This is a genomic window from Chitinophaga lutea (genome assembly GCF_003813775.1).
Lineage (GTDB): Bacteria > Bacteroidota > Bacteroidia > Chitinophagales > Chitinophagaceae > Chitinophaga > Chitinophaga lutea.
In genome coordinates, this window is record NZ_RPDH01000002.1 from 1,722,375 (window position 1) to 1,745,885 (window position 23,511).

The 23,511-nt window shown below is 51.8% G+C and carries 22 protein-coding genes and 1 pseudogene; 13 read left to right on the forward strand and 10 right to left on the reverse strand.

Annotated elements, in window-relative coordinates:
* The first annotated feature begins 16 nt into the window (after positions 1–16).
* From cobC to EGT74_RS19230, 8 genes are all read left to right on the forward strand, one after another.
* Positions 17–616 carry an alpha-ribazole phosphatase gene (cobC, locus tag EGT74_RS19195; RefSeq protein WP_123848182.1) on the forward strand — a complete coding sequence of 200 codons (600 nt, stop codon included), beginning with the start codon at positions 17–19 and terminating at the stop codon, positions 614–616.
* A gap of 100 nt (positions 617–716) precedes the next feature.
* Positions 717–1,214, forward strand: coding sequence for a DUF4199 domain-containing protein (locus EGT74_RS19200; RefSeq protein ID WP_123848183.1), 498 nt, complete (start codon positions 717–719; stop codon positions 1,212–1,214).
* A gap of 10 nt (positions 1,215–1,224) precedes the next feature.
* Complete coding sequence (locus tag EGT74_RS19205) at positions 1,225–2,202, forward strand: GlxA family transcriptional regulator (protein WP_123848184.1); 978 nt, start codon at positions 1,225–1,227, stop codon at positions 2,200–2,202.
* 92 nt (positions 2,203–2,294) lie between these two features.
* Positions 2,295–2,723 carry a RidA family protein gene (locus EGT74_RS19210; RefSeq protein WP_123848185.1) on the forward strand — a complete coding sequence of 143 codons (429 nt, stop codon included), beginning with the start codon at positions 2,295–2,297 and terminating at the stop codon, positions 2,721–2,723.
* A gap of 1 nt (position 2,724) precedes the next feature.
* Positions 2,725–3,504: a hypothetical protein gene (locus EGT74_RS19215; RefSeq protein WP_123848186.1), complete on the forward strand. Its 780-nt coding sequence runs from the start codon at positions 2,725–2,727 to the stop codon at positions 3,502–3,504.
* Between the two features lie 156 nt (positions 3,505–3,660).
* Positions 3,661–4,038 carry a VOC family protein gene (locus EGT74_RS19220; protein ID WP_123848187.1) on the forward strand — a complete coding sequence of 126 codons (378 nt, stop codon included), beginning with the start codon at positions 3,661–3,663 and terminating at the stop codon, positions 4,036–4,038.
* Between the two features lie 73 nt (positions 4,039–4,111).
* On the forward strand, positions 4,112–4,984 hold the full coding sequence (locus EGT74_RS19225; protein WP_123848188.1) for an alpha/beta fold hydrolase: 873 nt from the start codon (positions 4,112–4,114) through the stop codon (positions 4,982–4,984).
* Positions 4,985–5,003: 19 nt separating this feature from the next.
* Positions 5,004–5,396 (forward strand): iron chaperone, encoded by a 393-nt coding sequence (locus tag EGT74_RS19230; RefSeq protein ID WP_123848189.1) that lies wholly within the window; start codon positions 5,004–5,006, stop codon positions 5,394–5,396.
* 164 nt (positions 5,397–5,560) lie between these two features.
* Here the strand turns inward: EGT74_RS19230 and EGT74_RS19235 are convergent, their stop codons facing one another.
* On the reverse strand, positions 5,561–6,259 hold the full coding sequence (locus tag EGT74_RS19235) for a DUF6320 domain-containing protein (protein WP_123848190.1): 699 nt from the start codon (positions 6,257–6,259) through the stop codon (positions 5,561–5,563).
* Positions 6,260–6,268: 9 nt separating this feature from the next.
* Entirely contained in the window at positions 6,269–7,543 is a 1,275-nt protein-coding gene (locus EGT74_RS19240) for a hypothetical protein (RefSeq protein WP_123848191.1), read from the reverse strand.
* A 278-nt stretch (positions 7,544–7,821) separates the two neighbouring features.
* On the opposite strand from EGT74_RS19240, the gene EGT74_RS19245 reads away from it, so the two are divergent.
* Positions 7,822–8,526: an alpha/beta hydrolase fold domain-containing protein gene (locus tag EGT74_RS19245; protein ID WP_262697168.1), complete on the forward strand. Its 705-nt coding sequence runs from the start codon at positions 7,822–7,824 to the stop codon at positions 8,524–8,526.
* 60 nt (positions 8,527–8,586) lie between these two features.
* Here EGT74_RS19245 and EGT74_RS19250 read toward each other — a convergent pair whose 3' ends face one another.
* From EGT74_RS19250 to EGT74_RS19260, 3 genes are all read right to left on the reverse strand, one after another.
* Entirely contained in the window at positions 8,587–9,591 is a 1,005-nt protein-coding gene (locus EGT74_RS19250) for a DUF3667 domain-containing protein (RefSeq protein WP_123848193.1), read from the reverse strand.
* Positions 9,592–10,464: 873 nt separating this feature from the next.
* Positions 10,465–11,289, reverse strand: coding sequence for a glycoside hydrolase family 16 protein (locus EGT74_RS19255; RefSeq protein WP_123848194.1), 825 nt, complete (start codon positions 11,287–11,289; stop codon positions 10,465–10,467).
* 18 nt (positions 11,290–11,307) lie between these two features.
* Positions 11,308–12,825: a sulfatase gene (locus tag EGT74_RS19260; RefSeq protein WP_220392909.1), complete on the reverse strand. Its 1,518-nt coding sequence runs from the start codon at positions 12,823–12,825 to the stop codon at positions 11,308–11,310.
* Positions 12,826–13,051: 226 nt separating this feature from the next.
* Here EGT74_RS19260 and EGT74_RS19265 point away from each other — a divergent pair, with 226 nt between their 5' ends.
* Positions 13,052–15,271 carry an alpha-L-fucosidase gene (locus tag EGT74_RS19265; RefSeq protein ID WP_123848196.1) on the forward strand — a complete coding sequence of 740 codons (2,220 nt, stop codon included), beginning with the start codon at positions 13,052–13,054 and terminating at the stop codon, positions 15,269–15,271.
* Between the two features lie 427 nt (positions 15,272–15,698).
* Here the strand turns inward: EGT74_RS19265 and EGT74_RS19270 are convergent, their stop codons facing one another.
* Together EGT74_RS19270 and EGT74_RS19275 are read right to left on the reverse strand one after the other, a co-directional pair.
* On the reverse strand, positions 15,699–16,511 hold the full coding sequence (locus tag EGT74_RS19270) for a hypothetical protein (RefSeq protein ID WP_123848197.1): 813 nt from the start codon (positions 16,509–16,511) through the stop codon (positions 15,699–15,701).
* Between the two features lie 69 nt (positions 16,512–16,580).
* On the reverse strand, positions 16,581–17,834 hold the full coding sequence (locus EGT74_RS19275) for an MFS transporter (protein ID WP_123848198.1): 1,254 nt from the start codon (positions 17,832–17,834) through the stop codon (positions 16,581–16,583).
* Between the two features lie 166 nt (positions 17,835–18,000).
* On the opposite strand from EGT74_RS19275, the gene EGT74_RS19280 reads away from it, so the two are divergent.
* Both EGT74_RS19280 and EGT74_RS19285 read left to right on the forward strand, forming a co-directional pair.
* Positions 18,001–18,621, forward strand: a complete 621-nt coding sequence (locus EGT74_RS19280; RefSeq protein WP_123848199.1) for a helix-turn-helix domain-containing protein — start codon at positions 18,001–18,003, stop codon at positions 18,619–18,621.
* Between the two features lie 74 nt (positions 18,622–18,695).
* Positions 18,696–19,586, forward strand: a complete 891-nt coding sequence (locus EGT74_RS19285; protein WP_123848200.1) for an alkaline phosphatase — start codon at positions 18,696–18,698, stop codon at positions 19,584–19,586.
* 118 nt (positions 19,587–19,704) lie between these two features.
* On the opposite strand, the gene EGT74_RS19290 is transcribed toward EGT74_RS19285, so the two are convergent.
* The 3 genes and pseudogenes from EGT74_RS19290 to EGT74_RS19300 all read right to left on the reverse strand — a co-directional run bounded on the left by EGT74_RS19290 (position 19,705) and on the right by EGT74_RS19300 (position 22,486).
* Positions 19,705–20,808, reverse strand: a complete 1,104-nt coding sequence (locus EGT74_RS19290; RefSeq protein WP_123848201.1) for a zinc-binding dehydrogenase — start codon at positions 20,806–20,808, stop codon at positions 19,705–19,707.
* Between the two features lie 165 nt (positions 20,809–20,973).
* Positions 20,974–22,004 (reverse strand): annotated as a pseudogene (locus tag EGT74_RS19295) (PDDEXK nuclease domain-containing protein).
* Positions 22,005–22,087: 83 nt separating this feature from the next.
* A complete protein-coding gene (locus EGT74_RS19300) occupies positions 22,088–22,486 on the reverse strand; it encodes a winged helix-turn-helix transcriptional regulator (protein WP_123848202.1) in 399 nt (132 codons plus the stop codon).
* A gap of 82 nt (positions 22,487–22,568) precedes the next feature.
* Between EGT74_RS19300 and EGT74_RS19305 the strand changes: the two genes are divergently transcribed.
* On the forward strand, positions 22,569–23,459 hold the full coding sequence (locus EGT74_RS19305) for an NAD(P)H-binding protein (protein ID WP_123848203.1): 891 nt from the start codon (positions 22,569–22,571) through the stop codon (positions 23,457–23,459).
* Positions 23,460–23,511 lie beyond the last annotated feature (52 nt).

A 23,511-nucleotide genomic window follows, 5' to 3' on the forward strand; every position in this document is an offset into this window, starting at 1 on the left:
ATTTTATCATTGCATCATGAGTATTTATGTCATTCGCCATACAACGCCGCTGATCGAAAAAGGCACCTGCTATGGGCAGGCCGATATTGACGTGACCGCCACATTTGAAGATGAAGCGCAGATTATCCGGCGGCACCTTCCTGCCGGGCTGCAACGGGTTTACAGCAGTCCGCTGCAGCGTTGCCGGAAACTGGCGGAGCATCTGTTTCCCGGGCACGCCATCCACTTTGAGCACGACCTGAAAGAGATACACTGCGGGGAATGGGAACTGCAGCAGTGGAACGACATCCCGCGGGAAGAGATCGAGCCGTGGATGAATGACTTTGTGAATGTATGTATCCCGGGCGGGGAAAGTTATGTGCACCTGTTTACGCGCGTGACCCGCTGTTTCGAGGCCATGACCGCGAGCGGGAAAACAACCGCTATTGTGACGCATGGCGGCGTCATCCGGAGCATCCTGGCCCATATTACCCGAACGCCCCTGCATGAGTCCTTTTCGGCCTTTTCGGTGTATTATGGATGCGTGGTTAAAATAGACGCACACCATGACGGCTTTACCTATGAAATACTGTCCAACATCCCGACGGCAAAAGAGCAGCATCAGCCGAGCCGGTAGCTTACCGGGTTAAAATTGTCGGAATACCCTGCTATGATAGGCGCACTAACCAACATAGTTTGATAATACTGCCCGATATCTTTGTAATAAAAAAAGAAAGATGAACAAGTATAGAATTGAACTTAAATGGGCCCTTATCTTTGCCATAATGACATTGTTATGGGCGGTTATTGAAAAAGCAGCGGGATTTCACGACGAGCGTATCGCAGACCGGCCTGTTTTCGGGGCCTTTATCCTCGTCCCGGCGACCGTGATCTACTACTTCGCGCTGAATGAGAAAAAAAATAAGTACTACGGCGGGGGCATCACCTATAGGCAAGGCATTCTGAGCGGCATACTGTTAAGCCTTTTTATTGGCGTTATCAGCATTCTGACCAGCATCATCAATCTCAAGATCATATCGCCTGATTTTCTAAGCAACACCATCCATCATGCGGTATCAAGCGGCTCCCTCACGGCCGAACAGGCCAGCCGGCAATTTAATACCCCGGCTTTTATAACTACCGGCGCAATTGCGGCCGTTGTTACGGGCGCCGTCATTTCGGCAGTTGTCTCTTTGTTCATTACACGCAACAGACAAAAAGGATTAACGACTTAAATCTATCGAAATGAAGCACATCTCAATAGTCGTACCGATGGGTGGAATTCTGGGCGGTATAGAAATCGCCCGGGAGTTGTTTGGTGAGGCCAACAGCTACCTGCACAATAAAAGCAACAAAGCGCTGTTCAATATCCAGCTTGTCGGAGCGAAAAAGAACGTGCCGGTAAACGACGGACGGTATTTGCTAAAGCCGGACATTACCTTTAGTGAGCTGAAGAAAACGGACCTGATCATCATCCCCGCCCTGAATATTATCCGGGAGCTGAGCGACAGTCCCAACAAACAGCTGATCAGCTGGGTCAAAAAAATGCATACGCAGGGAGCAGAAGTCGCCAGTCTCTGCGTGGGCGCATTCCTGCTGGCAAAAACAGGTCTGCTGAAAGACAGAAGCTGCACAACGCATTGGAAGGCGTCCGATATCTTTAAAGAAACCTATCCGGACATCAGGCTGATGAAAGAGAAAATCATCACAGATGAGGACGGCGTGTACTCCAGCGCGGGGGGCTTTTCCATGCTGAACCTGCTCGTTTACCTGATCGAAAAATACGCGGGCAGAGAGGTGGCGCTATACTGTGCGAAATTTTTCCAGGTAGACCTGGGCAGAAGCGCGCAACTCCCGTTCATCATCTTCCAGGCGCAGAAAGAACACGGCGATCAGCAGGTAAAACAGGTACAGATCTTTATCGAAAAAAATTATTACAGGCGCATTACCGTAGATGAACTGGCGGAAATGCTGGCCATGGGGCGGCGTAGCCTTGAACGCAGGTTTAAGAAGGCAACCGCAAACACGCTCAACGAATACATTCAGCGCGTCAAGATAGAAATGGCCAAAAAACAGCTGGAGTCCGGGGAGAAAAAAATCAATGAAATCATGCTGGATGTAGGCTACTCCGACAAGAGCACTTTCAGGGCGTCGTTCAAGATGCTGACGGGGCTCCTCCCCAATGAGTACAGGAACAAATACCACAGCAGAATAGCGGAATAAGCCCTTATGCCCCCAAGGGCCATCGAAACGTATTTATGCGGTACTACCAGCATAACACTCCTCATTGTATATTTTTAAAAACCCTTTCTGGAATGAAAATCTCAGCCCCTCTTTTGCCTTTGGTTTTACTGATAGCGTTTTCAGGCTGTACCGTCAGCCGGAAAACCTATGACCCCACCGGTGCGGCATTTTCACAGGCTTATGGCATAAAAAACTTCAAGCGCCTCGTTTTTGTAAGCGGCCAGGTCCCGGAAGACGAAAAAGAGAACGTTCCGGGTGATTTCCGTTCACAGGCCGAATTGACCTGGAAGAATGTGGAGAAGCAGCTCAAAGCGGCCGGTATGGGCCTGAACGACATTGTGAAATACACGATCTACCTCTCCGACAGGAAGTACCGCAGGGAAAATTACGAGGTAAGATATAAGGTGCTGGGTAACCATCAACCAGCGATGTCGATCATTATTACCGGTATTTACGACGAAAAATGGCTTCTTGAAATTGAAGCGATAGCCGCAAAATGAAATGAAAAAGATCTGGTTCATCCTGTACGCAGCAGGTATCGCATCCTGCAATTCCGGGCATCAGGCCGGGCACCCCGGCAATCCCGGTTCCCGTGAGGCCTATTTTATTGCGCCTGTTTACAACGACAGCGTGTACTTCTCCGTGAACGCCCGCTATACGGACAAGGTCGTTGTACGGGGCTCATTGGGGAATTTTTCCAATATTGACAAAACCCTGCACGAGGTGTATTTTCAAAGATTCGTATCCAAATCCGGCCGTTTCCGGAAGATCCACGCGGTCGGGACCTCACTGGAAACCATCAGAACCGGTACGCTTGACTCTGTTCGTATGCACCAGTTCAATCAATACGTGGAATTCGATGAACTTGGAATATTCAATGGAGCGCCGACTGATCCCATCAGTTTAATACCGCTATATCCCGGCAGGAAGGTAAAGGTCCACGAATACTGGGATCCTGCCGTACAAGTCAAAGTCGGGTTCGGGGAAGGGCTTGCCCATTTCCGGTTTGACATTGATTCAGTGTACAGAGGCGAATACGGTTTTCTCTTTGCCCGCATCAATGTAAAATTCGATGGTGTGTTACAACCTGCAGCCGCCCTGAAGGGAGCCAACGTGACGATCAGCGGTAAAGGCTGGTTTACCTGGAACTGCACGATCCATCAGCGCCGCGACACGCATCTAACCGCGACGTACAGCGCCGTAAAAGGGAATAGCGAGGTCAAACAATACATTACGGCAGATGACAGCCTGATAGTACACAGGCAGCTGTCAAAATTCTAATATCCATATGTAACCGGCAGTGATCCCGCGATGCACGATCGCGCCGGGCCCTTGTGCTCCTGAGTTCCGGGAATCCATACTAATGGGCGTATTACCCGTCTACTATTGTCGTAATACCATGCACGTTATCATTCCGGTTCAAAATAATTTTGGCTTATGAAAGCAATTGAAAACATACTCATACCCGTCTCGGACCAGAAAATTTCAAAGGCATTTTACCTGAAGCTGGGTTTCCAGGTAATCGTGGAAATAGAAATGGGAGAAGGGCAGCAATGGATACAGTTGGGATTGGGCAATCAATATACCACGATAGCGCTGTTGAAAAACTGGCCTTACAGCGACCTGGTGGTCGGCAGCCTGCAGGGGCTCATCCTTGAAACAGACGACATTTTCAGAGACAAGGAAGAACTGACCAGGAAAGGGATCATTATGTCAGACATCAGGGAAACGCCCTCCGGGAGGATTGCTTTCATCAGGGACCCTGACAACAATGGTCTGACTATTCATCAATTCAATTATAACAAACAAAAATAAAAAGTTCACAATGGAGGCTAAAAGAAACCACAATAATTACCAACAATTCACATCATCAAAAAACGGGAACAATATGAAAAGATCAAAATGGCTATTCTGCTGCCTGGCATTGTTTGCATGCTCAGAGGCGGCAGATGCGCAGAACACAAACAACACAGCTGCAAAAACAGGCTACGCATCCGTAAACGGGCTGAAGATGTATTATGAGATACATGGCGATGGGCAACCGCTCCTGCTGCTGCATGGCTCTCATGCAACCATTGAAACGACTTTCGGCCCGATGATCCCGGCACTGAAGCAACATCACAAAGTAATAGCCGTAGAATTACAAGGGCATGGGCATACCGCCGATATTGACCGCCAAATTACCTGCGAAGCAATGGCCGATGATATCTCTGCGCTGATAAATCAGCTAAAGCTGGAGAAAGTAGACATTTTAGGCTATAGCATGGGCAGCGGTGTCGCTTTAAACGTCGCCATCAAACATCCAGAACTGATCCGAAAAATGGTGCTGTTATCACCGGTGTATAAATCCGAAGGCATCCAGCCGGATTACTGGCCGATGCTCCCAACCATCAAACCTGAAATATTCGAGGGATCGCCCGTAAAGCAGGCGTACGACAGTGTTGCTCCGGATCCGAAAAACTGGCCTGTATTGGTCGACAAACTTAAAACGATCTATACCCGGGGGTTCGATTGGAACAAACAAAAAATAAGTACGATCAAATCCCCTGTAATGGTCGTTATCGGGGATGCCGATATGGTGAAAGCAGAACATGCCGTTGAAATGTTCCGGATATTCGGAGGTGGGCAGTTCGGTGATTTAAAAGGCCTGCCCAATTCTCAACTGGCCATACTTCCGGCCACCACACATGTCGGCATGCTGTTCAGATCGGATTGGCTTCTCCCGATGATACAGTCATTTCTTGACCAGCCCGTTAAGTGATAATTTAAACCCATCAATCATGGCAACTTCAAAAAATAACATTAAAAATGTTGACGAGTATTTAGCGACGCTGAGCCCGGCTCAAAAAGAGCATGTCAAAAAGATCAGGCAATTAATCATAAACGTTTCCGCCGAACTCGAAGAAGGGCTTACTTATTCCACCCCCGCGTACAGGGTGAAAGGTAAATTGGTAGTCGGAATTGCGGCAGCCAAAACACATACGGGATTTTACGTAATGAGTGAGACTGTAATAGAGCAGTTCAAAGACAAACTTAGGGACTACGAATTAGCCAAAACAAGCTTCAAAATCCCCCTTTCTAAAACAATCTCAGCCACTTTGGTCAAACAGATTGTTCTGGCGAGAATAAATGAAAATAGCAGCACGCCGTTGAAAACTCCGGCTAAAAAGTAACGGCCTCTGCCGGGCTGGCCGCATTCTGCGGATGATACCAACCGGGTAAAGGGGGCGAAAGTTTCACAAAGAGAGAACGAACAAAGGCACGTTTTCAAACGGATCCGTGTTCGGGGTACGAAGGGCTGCTCTACACCAGGCAGCCCTCTTCCATTTTCAAACCCTCAGATATGAAAAACCCGCTCCAGGTTCCGGCCCCTCCTCAACCGGAAATGAACAAAGAGCAGCACCAGCGCAACGGGCGCCACGCAGGCCGCTACGATCACGCTCCAGTTCAGGCGCCAATATCCCCACATAAAATATGACAATATCCCTTCCACACAAAGGCATAACAGCGCTGCGGCCACAAAGGCGTATGCGATCAGGTTAACGCCTTTGTGCCTGGCGGAACGCTCCACCCGCATAAAGGCCATCACTACTACGTTTACACTCACCAGCAAAGGTATCGCCATCCGTGTTGCCCATGTAACGCCGCCGGTGAACCAATCCAGGACGATCAGGCCAAGCGACGCCAGGAAAAACCCCAGCCCCATTTCCGCCATGATACCGATGGAAAAGAACGCGAACACCGACGCGTAACAAAAAATCACCAGGCCCACGGCCGTAGTGTATTCGGACCAGGTGATGCTGCGGCTGATAATGTAATTGACGATGCCTGCCGCCGCCATCCCGGAGCCCAATATCAGCGATACTATGTCCCAGGTAAATTTCCGGCGTTTTTTGGTCATCCCGGGCTTCGGCACACGCAGCTCATGATCGGCGGCAGCTGCCGCTGCCGCAGGGCTCCCGTCAACCGGCTGCCCGCACAATGGACATACCAACATGTCGTTTTCCAGTTCCACGCCGCAGTTTTTACAATACATAGCTTGTTACTATTTAACGATTTTAACAGGTATTCCGTTCTTCGCCAGGAAGGAGAAGAAAAGCCGTTCCAGTTCTCTCGAATCCGTAATGTTGCCGAACGTCATCATCAGTTTATCTTCGAACCCCACCACCGCGCAGTTCACCCTGAGTATGTGATTGGGCGGCGGGGGAATGAATATGAAATTATCGATCAGTGCGTTCACATCCGCTCCCAGGTCTACTCTCCCGAGGTTGGTGACCACGCCGCTGTATTCCTTGGTGCCCAGGGTGTACAATTTCGCCATGATCAGCGATTTGATGAAGAGGGGCACCCTTCTTAAAAAAGGGTTGCGCTCCCCGCTTACGTTGCGTGAAATCATCTTGCTGATGAGCTTCCTGTCGGTTTCCAGTTCCATCTGGTGGTATACGGTTTTAACGATTTCCTCGAAGGTATAATGCCCTAACCGCAGGTCAATTCCCGGGAGCACATACAGCGAAAAATTGCGCATGGTGCGCGTGGGGAACATGCGGCGGAGATTCACCGGCACTTCGATCCGTACGATCTTGTTGCTGATGCGCTTCCCGATATCGGACGATTGTTCGTATATCTGCTGGAGGGCATACAGGTATACCGCCGTCAGGTATTCCGTCAGGCTTACCTGGAATTCTTTTGCCTTTTGGATGATGGCGGCCGTTGGCACAACGGCTTTCAGCACATCAAAACGCGGACTGCCTTTTAAACGGAAAGGCACATGAAAGGCGGCGGGTACTTTCACCGGGCGGGCATTAATCTTCTTGAAAAAGTGATTGTAGGCATCCGTGGATTCTTCGGCGTGCGGGGCTTCACGGGCATCAAAATGCGGGAATGCCGCAGTAACGGGCAGGCAACATTTCTCAAAATAGATCGCGAGCAATGTTTTCAGGTATTCGAATGCGCCGGTGCCGTCTGTCAGGATGTGAGAAAATTCCACGCTGATTTTGTTTTCCCGCACCAGCACCCTGAACATCAGTTCCCCCTTTTCAAATGCCCTGCAGGGCTGGCCGGTATCCGGCTCCACCGCCACCGGCAGTGAAACCGGCTCCAGGTAATACCAGAAAAAGCCCGCTTTCAGTTTTACCTTAAAATAGGGAAAGCGGTCTTCAATAGCCTTTACAGCCTCCAGGAGCGGCTTCACCCTTACCCGCGCTTTCAGGGCAACGCCTACCCTGAAAACGGACGTCAGTTCCCGGTCTTTGATGGCCGGGTAAATTTTCGCCGCGTTATCGAGGCGAAACCAGGTATCGTTGTACAAGTCCTTTTCCATAACAGCTGTAGTAATGGCGGTCCATTGATGATGATCAATTACGGTGCCTTTTTAGTACCTTGAGACAACTACCCGATTCCTGACAGAAATTATTTTCCTTGGCCAGTCTGCACAGCAGGATATTTACGCTTCTATTACGGCTGATAAACAAAAAGAGTTTTCTGCGCCGTCAGTTGAAAAAAGGCCGGTTCAACCGGTTTGACTGTCCCGAGCCGCCATCATCGTTATTCGGCCGGGTTATAAAAAAACAACTGGAGGGCCGGAATGTTTTCACTTTGTTGCCGCATACGGAGCCATTGAACGGCAAGCATGTTTTATACCTGCACGGGGGAGCTTATGTTCAGTGTTTTACGCTGCCGCACTGGTATTTCCTCGCCGATATCGTGAAAACTACGGGCGTTGCCATTACCGCGCCGGATTATCCCCTGGCGCCGGCGCATACGTACCGCGAAGCATTCAACGTTGTTGAAAAGATATACCTCCAACTGGTTGGCCTGTACGGCCCTGCCGCGATCATACTGATGGGCGATTCCGCTGGCGGAGGATTTGCACTGGCTTTGGCGCAGAAACTCAAAGAAGATCAGCTTCCGCTCCCCGGCCAGGTCATCCTGCTTTCACCCTGGCTCGACATCTCCCTGAAAAACCCCGCCATTGAACAGATCGCTCCCACCGATCCATTTCTCGACAAAGAAAGCCTGCAAACCGCCGGTGAACTGTATGCGGGCGGCACCAACCCCGAGCATTACCAGCTCAGCCCTATCAACGGAACGCTGGAGGGGCTCGGAAAAATCACCGTATTCGCCGGCTCCAATGAAATACTGGCGGCCGATGCCCGGAAACTGAAAGCGATGGCGCTGGAAAAGGGAACGGGCCTGGATTACTACGAATACCCGGAAATGGTCCACACCTGGATGTTGCTGAATTTCCCGGAATCCAAAAAAGCAAGGCAGCAGATCGTTCAGCTGCTCCGCGGTCATGCCTGATCCAGGACGGCCCTTCGTGGTACAGGGCCTGTATTTCATGAAAGCGGTGCACTGCCGGGATCACATGAACGCGAAAAGGATCGCAACGAATGCCACGCCCACCATCGCCGTCCCCAACGCATACGCCGCCACGATGCCCACCGACTTCAATAATGCAGTGCTGAACTGCACCTGGTAAGCGTTTCTTACGGCGAACACCAGGTACAGGAATAACGGCAGCATGAGCCAGACGTATAACGCATTGGAATGAAGGACCAGGTTGATCAGTACTGCCAGTATACCGGTCATAAAAATGAACGTATGGAAATGGATGGAGAAGATGGCATGATGTGCGTACATCCACGACTTCCGGGGGAAGAACCATTTCAGCAGCAAAGCAAAAAACGGCAGCAGCAGGAACATGAGTTTGGGATAATTGTGGAGGACTTTGTTCTCCAGGGCGTCCCGCATGTTGCCGCCGTATCTGTCACGAAGTTCGAGGGTGCGGGTCTGTATTGTCCGTTCCCACCATGGTTTACGCAGATGCGGCGGCAGGGATTGCTGCAGCGAGTCGTACAGGCGCACCGAATTGCGTACGGAATCGGTGCCCATGATGGTGAGAAGGTCCGCCTTTATCCGGACGGCGGCGGTATCTTCCGGGGCCACTTTTCCTCTCCGCAGGGAATCCCGCAGGCCGGCGGCCTGCCTGACCATCGAGTCGAGTTTCAGTTTCGGTATGACCTGCGCCTGCCGGTTGTACGGGTCGCCATGCTCCCCCGTCATGGCCAGCATCAGGAAAAAGACGAATGACGTGAACACGTAGAGGCGGATGGGATTGACGTACGACGTGCGTTTACCGGCGATATACTCCTTTGTGAGGAGGCCCGGATAAAAGAACAGGTATTTGAGCGTGGTGAGTAATTTGGAATCGTAATGGGTGATGTCCTGGAAAAAGTGGCTGACCAGGTGCCCGAACGACTCATTTACTTCGACGTTTTCCTGGCCGCAATGGCCGCAGAAACGGTCGGGCACGGGGTGGCCGCAATTGAGGCAGGTTTTGTTCTGCCGGAGGTGTTGTGTTTTCACGTGAGGTCAGTAACAGGTTAGGTCCGGTAAATATAACCAAATATGAAAAACCAATGGAAAATTGTCGCCCCGGTATCGGTCAAAAAAGGTACCGTCCAACATCCCGGCATCGGTAGAAAATGAGACCGTCGCCAAATTTCCCTTAATGGCCGAAATCGCTAAAACACGCACTCCCCTCCTACCATCCCTTAAGTATCCCTTAAGTAACCCTTAAGTAACATCGGAGGAACCCCGAAGGAGCCTGCTCTCAAAACAACTGTTAAAACCGGTGGGGTCTGGTCCTGCCATAGGTTGGTCTGGTCCTGATATAGGTTTACACCTTTTGTTAGAAAATCCTGTTATCTGTTGTCCAGTTTGGTTCGCTGTCCTACACGGGGTTTACAGGGTTGCTTTTTCATCTTTCTTAGGGTTATAAACGCATTGCGGGGCTCGCCGGGGCCTTTTTTGCCCTGTTAGCGGCGTTTACCTGCCTGTAACAGCAGCAGTGGTCATAATGGGGCTGGATAGCGCGGTTTGCCGTGTAGAGGCGTACTGTTGCACCGTCATTGCTATGTTTTTTGAATGTTGAGCATCCATTTTTCCGCGGTGGCTTCCCGGTTCCGGGTCGATCAACCCTCTTGCTCTGACTCCAGCCGTTGACCTATAGTGGTAGAAAAAGCGGGCCTCGTCGTCTGCAAAGCATATTTTACTGAAAAAAAGTGTCCGTTTTGTCCATGTTCGAGGGTCTGTCCGGTACCATTTTATGCGCTTGGTGCGTAGGGAGTGCGGCACATTTTTCACCGCAAACACCGGCCGGCTATTTTTCCGGTCGCATTTTCGGGACCGGCGAAAAAAGTACCCGGTATCGAAAAAGCGACCGGACCGGGCTCGCCTTTATTGATACACCCTCACCCAGTCCACGATCATATTGACCGGTAAAGTTTCGGGGTCCACCTTGCCTACCCAGCTCCCACCCAGCTGCTGATCGATCAGCAGATAAAAGGGTTGGTCGAAAGGCCATTGCGAAGGATCTACGTTTTTCAAACGGGGGTAGGTGAATGTTTCTTTACCATTGAGCACGTACACGATCTTGTCCGGATACCACTTAAGGCCGAATACATTAAAGTCGTCACGCTTGAACGGGGCGGTGCCGTGGTGCGGGGGAACATCTTTCTTTTTCAGCGTGAGCGTGTAATACGAATGGATGGTCTGATAGATGATGCTGTCGTAGTTCAGGTGCTCCATGATGTCGATTTCTCCATTCTTCGGATACCCGCCGTATTTGTCCGTTTCCGCCAGCATCCACATGGCGGGCCAGGCGCCCTGCGCACATTCCAGCTTCGCGCGTATTTCCACCATGCCGTACTGAAACGCGAATTTCCCCTTGCTCCAGATGCCGCCCGTTAAAAAGGGGCGTTTGTCGACGGAGGTATCGGGGTTCACCATGCCTTTGAGATACAGCAATCCGCCGCTCATATCATAACAAATGCCTTTATCGGTCATATGCCTGCCCCAGTCCGCTTTGTTGGGCTGAATCCTCGTCCATTTGGCCGTATCCAGCGAAGGCCCGTTGAATTCTTCCTGCCAGACGAGTTGCCATTTTTTCTGTTCCCTTCCATTTTTCTGCACGTACATGTAGCGATCTTTCACGGTATAGGTGGCCGTTTTACAGCCTGCAACGATCAATACCGCCGCCAGTAGCCATGTTGTTCTTTTCATCGGTTCTGTTTGTTGAAATCAGTGCTGATCAGGTAAAGGTACAGGTTTCATTGTCTTTTTAACAGTGGGCATCTGCGCGTCGTATTCCCGCAATTTCCCGGCCAGCAACCGCGACAAACGTTGCGTGACCTCCGGCATGCGCCGGGAAACATCCTGCTGCTCGCCGATATCAGTCTGAAGGTTATACAATTCCTTCGTGCCCGTTTTCTGATTGTACACCAGTTTCCAGTTTCCCTGCCGTATCGCGCTCCTGAAATTAATGCCGTGCTCATCGCTGCCAAGCCATTTGTTGGGGCAATGCCAAACCAGCGCCCTGGCCGTATCCCGGATGGAAGCGTCACGCAGCAGCGGGATAAAATTTTTTCCGTCTACCTGCTGTACCGTGGGTTTATTGTTTGCGCCGGCCATGCCGAGGATGGTCGGGAAAAAGTCTTCGATGACCAGGTATTGCTCACACACGGAAGCTGGTTTCACCACACCGGGCCATTTCACGAGCATGGGCTCGCGGATGCCGCCTTCGTATACGGAGCCTTTGCCTGCGCGCAGGGGAAGATTGTGCGTATAAAGTTGCCCGCCTCTGCCCTCGCCGCTGTAACCCCCGTTGTCGCTCATGAAAATGATCACGGTGTTATCATCGACCTTTTTCTTTTTGAGGTAGTCCATGATATCGCCGAGGCTTTTGTCCATGCCCTCCACCATCGCCGCGTACCTGGCTTCCGGTTCGGGAAGGCCCATGTCCCGGTATTTGCGGATGAAGCGCTCATCGGCGGCAAAGGGCACATGCACGGCGTAATGAGACATGTACAGGAAAAAAGGGTTTTGTTCGGCCACGGGTTTGTCCAGCGCCGCCAGCGCCTCTATCGTCAGTGCTTCGGTCAGAAAAGTAGCGGTGCCGTGATATTTTTTCAGCCCCGGCACACCCCAGGGCGGGGTGGGTCCGTCGCCTTTATTGCCATAATGCTGTTCGCCGAGAAAGCTGCCGGGGCCACCGGCGGCATGGCCGGCCACATTCACGTTGAAACCAATATTGAGCGGATCGGCGGCGGGCGTTTCCATCGCACCGAAATGAGCTTTCCCGCAGTGGATCGTATAGTATCCCGCATCCTGCAGCAATATGGGTAAGGGTGTGGCATGCACCGCGCGTTCCGTACCGGCCACGGGCGACATCCCGTTCACGTTCCACGCCGGCACGGCCAGCACGGAATCCGCCACATCCACACTCGCGTTTTTGCGGAGCGTCCAGTTGGTGACGCGGTGGCGGGCGGCATTCATGCCGGTCATCAGGCTGATGCGGCTCGGTGAACAAACCGGCGCGGCATACGCGTTGGTGAATTTCATGCCATCCCTGGCCAGGCGTTCCATGTTGGGCGTGTGATACCGACGGTTGAGGGGCGTCACTTCCGACCAGAAAGGAACGGAGCAATCCTGCCAGCCCATATCATCCACCAGGAACAATACGATATTCGGTTTACGCTGCGCCACAGCGGCTTGCAGCAGTACAAGGAAACAAAGAGACGTGAAGCATACTCTAATCATAACATACAATAAATAGTTCGCCATCATGGCAATCATCGTTGACGTGGAGATGTTTACCGGCAAAAAATAAGGCCAGGGCTCAAATTTCGACAATACCGCTTGCCTGAAGTTGCGTTAATTTAGCCAATACGCACAGTAAATTACCCATCTTGCCGGTAAAGTTTCGAGGGCCATGCGAGGTATCATCGCAGCGCATATCTTTACACGCATTCTTTATTTGTTCTGTATGAAAAAAACGATCTTATTACTGTTGGCCTGTCCGATATTGCAGGCCGGCGCGCAGCAGCCTGCCCTGCCCGTTCGCAATACGATAGCGGTGGAAGCTGCCGATTCACCGGCCGACATCATCCGCAAAGCGGCGCACGTGGTGCCTACCGCCAACCAGTACGCTGCGCTGCAAAATGAATTCATCGCATTCATTCACTTCGGCCCGAATACCTTCACGCGTATGGAGTGGGGCAACGGAAAAGAAGACCCTTCCATCTTCGCCCTGCAAAACCTCGACACCGATCAGTGGTGCGCGGCAATGAAAGCGGCCGGAATGAAAATGGTGATCCTCACGGTGAAACACCATGACGGGTTCGTGCTCTGGCAAAGCCGCTACACGCAACATGGCATCATGTCCACCAACTTTCGCGGCGGCAAAGGCGATGTGCTTCGCGACCTGTCTGCCTCCTGCCGGAAACATGGGCTGAAACTCGGTGTTTATCTTTCCCCGGCCGATCTGTACCAGATTGAAAACCCCCAGGGACTGTATGGCAATCTCAGCCGTTACACCAGAAGGGCTATCCCGAGGCCTGTGCCCGGCCGGCCGTTCCGCAACAAAACGACCTTCGAGTTTGAAGTGGATGATTATAACGAGTATTTCCTCAACCAGCTGTTTGAACTGCTGACGGAATACGGCCCGGTGCATGAAGTATGGTTCGACGGCGCTCATCCCAAAACCAAAGGCGGTCAGCAATACAATTACGCCGCCTGGAAAAAACTGATCCACACACTGGCCCCGAAAGCGGTGATTTTCGGAAGAGAAGATGTACGCTGGTGCGGCAACGAATCGGGGAAAACCCGTGCAGAAGAATGGAACGTGCTCCCCTACTCCACCAATCCCACAACAGCCAGTCATTTCCCGGACATGACAAAGGATTTCCTCGGCCAGCGCTCCGAACTGGCAGGCGCGCGTTTTCTGCACTACCAGCAGGCGGAAACGAATACCTCCATCCGTGAAGGATGGTTTTACCGCGACGATCACCGGCAGAAAGTGCGCAGCGCGGACGATGTGTTCGATATTTATGAACGCTCTGTAGGCGGCAATTCCACTTTCCTGCTCAACATCCCGCCCAACCGCGAAGGACGTTTCTCCCCTACCGATTCCGCAGTATTGTACGAAACCGGCCGCAGGATAAAAGCCACTTACGGCGCCAGCCTGTTCCGCGGCGCGAAAGGCCCGCAGGCGATACTCGACGGCAATGCCAACACGGCATTCAACCTCCCCGGCACTACCGGCGCGATCGACATCACGACACCTGCACCGGTCACGATCAACCGTATCGTCATCCAGGAAGCGGTGCGCACCAGCAGCGAACGGGTGGAAAAACATGCAGTGGATGCATGGATAGACGGGCAGTGGAAAGAGATCGCCACATCCACCAACATCGGATACAAACGTATTTTACGTTTCCCGGATGTGACAGCCGCCCGCTTCCGCGTGCGCATCATCGAATCACGGTTTGCACCGGCAATCAGTCATATATCGGCACATTATTTCAAAAGCCGTCCACCGCAGCTGTCCATCACCCAGTCGGTTGACGGGCTTGTTGCCATTGCGCCGCTGCAACAGGAATTCAACTGGAAGCCCCATGGAGAGAATGCCACAAAAAACCTCTCCACGTTCGACATCTATTACACCACAGACGGTTCTGCGCCCGGCACCGGCTCCGCGAAATACACCGCGCCGTTCCGCATGCCGCCTGGTGAAGTGAGGGCTGTTTCGGTGCAGGGGAAAGATCAAAGCGACGTGTTCCGCCAGGCCATCGGTCTGATCAAACAACACTGGAAATTATCAGCCGCCAGCAGCGAACGCAACAGGCGCCCCGCAACCGCGGCATTCGACGCCAACAGCAAAACGTTCTGGCAATCGGCCGACGGCGGGCCGCACAGTATCACGATCGATCTCGGCGCAACGCACCAGTTGAAAGGGTTTGCTTACACGCCGCAAACCGTGAACGCAGAAGGCATGATGGCCAAAGGCCGCCTGATGGTGAGCCAGGACGGGCAACAATGGCAGCTGGCGGAGCCATTCGAATTCGGGAACCTCATCAACGATCCCGTTACCCGGCACCACTACTTCCGTAATAGCGTATCTGCACGATATGTAAGGATCGAAGCCACTGAAACGGCGGCGGGCAGCCCCTCGCTGACGATCGCGGAACTCGATTTCTTCGAGTAGCTGCATGTGCGGCAAAGATATTGTAACAAAAAAGGCGGGAGTTTCATCCCGCCTTTTCTGTTACATCTTTTTATAATTCGAATATTCGTTGACCGTGATCATTTCCACCGGCCTGCCCAACACCCGCAAGCTGCTCGAAACTTCCTCCCGCAGCGGCAGGTAACGTTTCCTGTCTTCCATATACCGATAGGTAACATTACGGCAGGTACGTCATGAACGGAATACCGTTTGTTCCTGAGATCGCAGACGCGGCTGCTGTCGATAAAGCAGTGAAAAGACAGGGCTACACCGTTGTAGCCGGTATTCCGTACAAAATAGATCTTGCCCGTTCCGGCTGCATCCTGTGCGAAAGCGGATACAGATAAGCACAGTGCAACAAATGCCGTCAGGGTGGTTTTTAAAAATTCCATACGACGAATGAGGGATTTTATTTCGTGTAAAGTGGAGAGCGTTTCAACAGATATTCCAGGGTGTTTTTATAGGCATCCTGTGTGTTCCAGAATGAAGTTCTGTCCTGGTCGTACACGCTGGTGCCCTTGTCGTTATATATGGCCAGGCTGAGTTTGGTCTGGAAATTCTGCGTGGCTGTGCCATAGGAATATGCATTGACCTTGCGGTCTTTGTCGTCGTCCTTGGATTTGGCGGTACCGGAAACGGACTGGTAAGTTGTTTGTGTGGTTTTATTCATATTCACGACGCCATCCACCACATATTCAACACCAAGCATATTGCACAGATCATCCATCGTATACCCCTTGATATTCTGACGGTTGATGCCGGCTTTGATCAGCATGGCGTTGGTAGTGCGGGGATTAAGGATGGTGAAGACGCCCGCATGTTTGCTCATATAGGAAAAACATTCGTTCTGCACCTGCTCGCTGATAGCATCGTCTGCCGGCTGACCATCGCGGACGAAAGTAAAAGGCAGTATCGCCACTTTGTTGTGGTGGTCTTCCAGGCCCGGGCTGTTCTGCGGTTTTTCAGCGGATGCCTGCGGCTGGTTGTTGAAAACCTGGATACGGCCGCTACCGAAAGTGATCTTCATGATTTCGGCCTTTTTGATATTGTATACCAGCGTTTCGCCGGCATAGGCGAATTCCACGTCGCCGTCGTTGATTTTAACCACCTTACCGGTGAGCTCTTCCCCGTTGAGTTTGAGAATAACGTCGTTTTTAAGGGATTGGGCAAAAGAGATCAATACCGCCAGCAAAAGCGTGATAGATGCGAAAATTTTTTTCATGCTATTTTAAATTAGGGTTGATGCAAATATAAAGAAATACGGCTTATCCAATCCGCCGTGACTGCCATACTACAACTGCAAAGGCATTAAACCAGGCGCCGGGCGCCGCCCCGAAGCCGCGCCCAGTATGGCAACAGCGCTGCAAAAGGCGATCACCGCCACAGCGGGAAATATCACCGCTTTGTCGCCGGTCGCGTCGATCAGCCGGCCCATCAACGGCTCGCCGATAGCGGCGAACACATACGCCACCATGTTCATGACGCCTGTGCCGGTGCCCACGTAACTTTGCCCCAGCAGTTCCGGGGCCAGCGGCCAGAAGTTCGCCTGCGGGCCGTAGGAAAAGAAACCAGCACAAAACACCAGCACACCGATGGTGACGCCGCTTTTCACGTTGAGCATATAGATCAATGCAGACAGCAGGCCGCAGATCATCATGCCGGTAAAGATCGACGCCACCCGGTTACCGCCGAACAGCCGGTCGGAGATGAACCCGAACGCAAACGCGCCCACCGCCATACCTGCCGGCAACAGCACACTGATCCAGACTTTCGAAGGGGCGCCGGTGAAATCAGTGCTCAGGAAATATAACGGGATCCAGAAGATCAGCGCATAACGCGCCATGCTTTGAAAACCCAGCGACAGGCATACGACCAGGAAACGTTTGTTGCCCAGCACGGCAGCATATGCCTGTTGCCAGCCCGGGCGGGTGTTACGCTCTACTTCTTCCGGCGAGATTTCCCGTGGGGCGTTCCGCACGAAAATGAAGAAGATGATCACCACGCCTGCAAGAAATAATACCGGGATGCGGAAAACACTGCGCCAGTTTTCTTCCACGAGAAGGATGGAGAAGACATAGGTAACAACAGACGACAAACCCGCGGACATGGTGTACAGACCGTACGCCAGCCCTTTGTTACCGCTGCGCCACCAGTTGGCGATGATGCGGCTGCCGGAGGCCCAGGCCATCGACTGAAAATATCCATTCAGGCACCACAGCACCAGTATCACTATATACGAATCCGAAAAACTGATCAGGATGTTTGCCGCTGCGGATAACAAACCGCCAACCGCGATCATGTGTTTCGGGCTGAACCTGTCTGCCAGGTTGCCGTTGATCAGCTGCCCTACCGCATAGCCCGCCAGCATGGCGAAACTGATCCACCCTATTTTTTCGAACGAAATATGCAATGTGTCTGCCAGCTGGTGCGAAGCCCAGCCGAAGTTATGGCGGCCCGTATAAAAAAACAGGTAGCAGCACATTGTGAGCAACAGCATCCTCCACCGCCCGCTTTCCTCGGGCGTGCGCATGTTTTGTGGTTCCATGAGGCAAATGATTTAAGAGAGCATTCCTGTTATCCGAATACTCCGAAAACTGATCATACAAACGAGGTTCACTGTGGCGTGCAGCGACTTAACTATTTCCTGACACGAAACTATATTTCTTATTCGTTAATTTAGCGGTGTTATTCTTAAATAATCGTTAAGTCATATGCACGAGGAATCACAACAGGATGCGGTGAACAGCGGGCACCTTGTCTATCACCGGATAGGCGGGCTGATCCGCCGCTACAGAAAGGAAAAAGGCCTGAAGCTGCTGGATCTTTCCGGTGTTACCGGCATTAAATCGGCGATGCTTTCAAAGATCGAGAACGGCCGCATGCTCCCCACCATCCCCACACTTTTTACCATTATCCAGAAACTGGGCATCAAAACAGAAACCTTTTTCGCCGAGCTGAGCGCGGAGGACAATTTTCCCGGGTATATTTTTATCCCGAAAGACAGTTATACGGCTTACGAAAAAGAAGAAGGCGCTACCGGCTTCGAATATCAATCCATCTTCGAAAACAACTTTGCAGGCGGCGCGTTCCAGATCTCGCTATTGACGCTGCGACCCGGTGCACGGCGGCAACAGGTCACTACTTCCGCTTACGAATACCTGTATGTACTGAGCGGCAAGCTGCAATACCAGCTCGAAGACAAAACCTTCGATCTTTCTGAAGGCGATTCACTGTTTTTCGACGGCAACATTGCCCACGTGCCCATCAATCATAAGAAAAACACCACCGTACGCCTGTTGGTCATGTATTTCTTTGGTGAATTGAGCCGGTAACAAATTTACTGAATGGAAATTAATTTTCCTATAAAGAAATTTCTGTTTTATCTTGACCGGAAATTTTTATTGTTATGATATCAGTAAAATCCACCCGGTTGCTGGTGGCATGCCTCTTCATCTTGTGCCACCAGGCCATCGCCCAGCGCACACCGAAGCACATTATCCTGATCGGTTCGGACGGGTTCGGGGCCTATGCATTTCAACAATCTCAGACGCCGGTGCTGCGCGGAATGATGCAAAAAGGTTCCTGGACGTTGCATGCCAGGACCGTACTTCCTTCCTCCAGTGCTCCCAACTGGGCGTCAATGGTAATGGGCGCCGGGCCTGAGTTACATGGGTATACCACCTGGGGCAGTAAAAAGCCCGATCTGCCGGCAAGAGTGCTGGATGAATACGGCATGTTCCCCACCGTGTATGCCCTGCTGCGCAAGGCCCGGCCGCAAAGCGAGATTGGTGTCATTTACGAGTGGGACGGCATCGGCTACCTTTTCCCGAAAGCAGCCGTGAATAAAGATCAAAATTCAGATGGCGATGTAGCGGTTGCCGCGGCCGCCTGCGATTACATCAAATCAAAGAAGCCGGCCTTCCTTTTTGTGCACCTGCACGATGTGGACAGCGTGGGTCATAAAGTAGGTCACGGCACGCCGGAATATTATGCCGCCATCGAGCGCACCGATACGCACGTCGGAGAAATTCTACAGGCCATCCGCGACGCCGGCATGGAGCAAAACACCGTTGTTATTTTCACGGCCGACCATGGCGGCATCAATAAAGGCCACGGCGCGATTTCGATGAATGAAATGGAAATCCCATGGATCGTAAAGGGCCCCGGCATCCGGCAGAACCATGAGGTACAGGGCAGCGTCATGACCTTCGACACGGCCGCCACCATTGCCCGGCTCTTCGGGCTGGTGCAGCCGCAGGTCTGGATTGGCAAGGCCATTACGGAAATTTTCAAATAGACAAAGCCGCGCCTGTCAAGCGCGGCTTTTTGTTTTTTCATTACCAGTTCCGGATGGGCCATCATCTGATTCAAATCACGGACATCGCCGTATATACGTTTCCGTTTGTTTTCGTCGTCTATAGCCTGACACCCACACGCAGGGGCCTGTTCGCCAGGGCATATTCAAACGCCTCTTTCGCCGCTTCGAGCGGAAATTCCTTTTCCACCAAGCTGCCGAATGGATATTTCTCCCAATTCCCCCGCATAAAATCAAAGGCATATCTGAAGTCGTCGAAATTATAGTTGTGCAGGCCTTTAATGGTCAGCAGGTTGCGGATAATGTATTCGGGACTGAACTGCAAAGGCCGTGTGTTGAACACTGCGCCGATCCACACCGCGCATCCGCCGATGCCCAGGCACGACAAGCCAAACTCCATAGCCTCCGGCGAACCGCTCATATCGAAAGCGATGTCGATCCCTTTTCCGCCGGTGCGTTCACGAAGGATTCCGCGCAGTTCCGCCTGATCGTTTTTCATGTCGAACAGCCCGTCGGCGCCAAAGCGCTGTGCATCGTCCACTCTTTTCGCCGTAATATCTGCCGCCGCAATCCATGCCGCACCAGCCTCCCTGCACATCGCTGCACAGGTAATGCCCAAATGTCCCATACCGGTGATGAGGATGTTTTTATCCTTCACATCGCCCGCCATGCGCAACGCGCCGGCTACGGTGGCTACCGAACAGTTGATGGTAGCCGCCACGGATGCCGGCATGTTTTCCGGGAGTTTGATAATGCCGGTATGCGCTTTCAACACACAAAATTCCGCCAGCCCCCCATGAAAGGCCTCCTCGCCCGACACCCGCACGTGCCCATATTTATAGAGGCCGTCCCCTTTTTGCGGCATGCCGCGCAGCGAATGAAACGATGCCGGGTCGCTCGAAAAAATCGTCCACGTTACACGATCGCCGGGCTGCAATGGTTCTCCAAACAAATCAACACCGGGATGATCTGGATGCAGTTGTACGATCTCCCCTACGATCTCGTGCCCAAGCACCGTGGGACAAGGTTCCTGCCGCAGGCCGCAATAGGTGTGCAGATCGCTGCCGCAGATGGTGGTGTAGATGTTTCGTACGAGCATTTCGCCGGGCTGCAATGCCCGAACACGCAGCTCTTTGAGGCGGAACGGCTCCCCCGGGCCGTCGAACAGGGCCAGTTTGCCGTGTAATGCGGAATGTTCTGTCATGGGTGCGGGTGCCCACTTTTGTTGGAGTACCTGAAGACAAAGATGGGAAAATTATTTCCTTAAAAGAAAATAATATTTCCTGTTAGGAAAAATTATTTTCATTCAAGCCACGGTTTTCATGCCGAAATCCAGGCATGGGATAACCGAAATACTTTAGCACGACGGTTAATCCAATTGTCCATTTCCCAGGCTGGATTCAACTTCTTCGACTGTAGGGAGCTGTGACTTCAATTCCTCCGAAATAACTTGCGATAATTCGAAAGCGCTCACGCCGATGGGCTTATTCATATCCCGTAAAGCATATTCCACTTCAATTTTGTCTTTCGACCTGCAAAGCAAATTCCAATTGAGCAATGATCGGACGGATGCTTTAACATGGAATCAACCGCAGAAAGATAAAAGTTCAATTTTCCGGCATACTCCGGCTTGAATCGACCTGCTTTCAACTCAATCACGACAAAACACCGGAGATGCAAATGATAAAAGAGCAGGTCGATAAAATAGTCAGTTTCATTTACCCCTATTTTATACTGCCTCCCGACAAAAGCAAATCCTTTCCCCAACTCCAGCATGAATTCCGTTATCTTTTGAGTAAGTGCGTACTCTATTTCACGTTCCTGGGCATCCATTTCAAGTCCCAAAAAATCAAAGTGGTACGGATCTTTAATCGTTTCTTTTGCAAGATCCGACTGAGGACGGGGCAAAGTGAGCTCAAAATTATGATCTGCACTCCCCAGCCTTGCATGAAATCCATTTTTAATATTTATATCCAACGTATCGCGCGACCAGCCGTACTTGTGCGTGGCTTTAGCGTAAATAATCACAATGTCTATATCTTTTACCCTCGATATCAGGAGTGTCTGATACGACCAGGGCAATTGTGCCACAGGCTGCGGCACAAATTCGCAGGTAGATGAAAAGAACAGGTACCATTGTCTTATCGTGTATAGATTTCTACGAGAGAACCCATTAATTTTCGGGAAGCTGCTTTTAAGATCCAATGAAAGCCGTTGCAAGAAGTTATCGCCCCATTTAAATTCCGCCTGCCTGTCTACTATTTCTTTCCCTAGCTGCCAATACAGGTCAATAAGGACGAGGTTAAAATTTGATGCCGCTTTTAGTTGAGCACGGTGAACTTTGGCCTTAATCTCTAAAAACCATTCTTTATATGCCTTTTCAAAAACAGGTTTGTTCATAGCAATTGCTGAGTTAACAGATCGCTCTTTAGTTCAAAGATCCTACCAGGCACGTTAAAAGTTCGTTATCGAATGCAGCCCACTCACCCCAACGGAAACTCCTCTATGCTCCTGAACAACGGCTTTTTCAGCTTCTTCCCTTCAGCAATGGCCCAGTTCGCCATGGCATGCAGCACCGGCCGCAGCGCCATGCCCATCTCCGTTAAACTGTACGTCACATGCGGCGGCACTACCGGCATCGCCACGCGCAATATCAGCCCATCGGCCTCCAGTTGTTTGAGATGCTGCACCAGCATCTTTTCGGTCACATGCGGCATCGCTTTCTTCAGCTCGCTGTACCGCTTGCTGCCAGACAGCAAATGAAACAGGATAATAGGCTTCCAGTAGCCGCCGATCTTCTCCATCACATACGTAATGGGGCACAGCTTGAATACCGTTTGTTTGTTGAGCTGGATGGTGGATTGTTCTTTCGCCTTCGTCATGATACATACTTTAGGGTAAGTACTTGTCAAAAAGTAAGTACGAAGATACTTTTGCATCAGCAAATCACCAAACAACAAAAGTATGAACATCACCCTCACCGGTTCTTTAGGGAACATCAGCAGCAAACTAACGGAAATCCTTGTCGGGAAAGGGCATCAGGTAACCCTCATCAGTCAGCAGCCTTCACGCGCGGCCCAGATCGAAGCAATGGGAGCAACGGCGGCCATCGGTTCCGTGGAAGACGAGTCCTTTCTCCGGAGCGCTTTCAGCGGGGCCGATGCCGTGTACACGATGGTGCCGCCGAATTTCAGCGCACCGGACTACAACGCCTTCGTGCGGAATGTACAGGACCGGTATGCCGCAGCCATCGAAGCAACGGGCATTTCACATGTGGTGAACCTGAGCAGCAGCGGGTCACCCCTCTCCGGCAGCGCGCCGCTGCAGGGTTATGAAAACCTGGAAACACGGCTTGATCGGCTGACCGGCACCAGCATCCTGCACCTCCGGCCCGGCGGCTTTTATTCCAACTTCTATGGCAGTATTCCGCTTATCCGCCATCAGGGCATTATCGGCAATAACTTCGACGCATCCGCCACCATGATCATGAGCCACCCGCACGACATCGCGGAAGCGGCGGCAACAGCACTGCACACACGGTCGTTTGCAGGAAAAGAAATCCTTTACATCGTCAGTGACCGGAAAACAGGCCACGAAGCGGCCCAGATAATCGGCCACGCCGTTGGTCGCCCGGAACTGCAATGGGTGCGATTCCCGGACGATCAGTTACTCGATGCCCTCGTCGCCGGCGGATTTTCCCGCGATGCGGCGCAGCACTACATCGTAGACATGGGCATCGCCATCCGCGAAGGCCTGCTTGACGCGCACTATCAGCAGAACACGCACGAAGAATGGGGGACGCGCAGCTTCGATGTATTCGCATCGGAATTTGCGCAGGCTTATGCCCATTCCTGAGCCACCGGTTCATTTCTGGCAGAAATGTTGTGCTGTAATGATCCATCAAAAC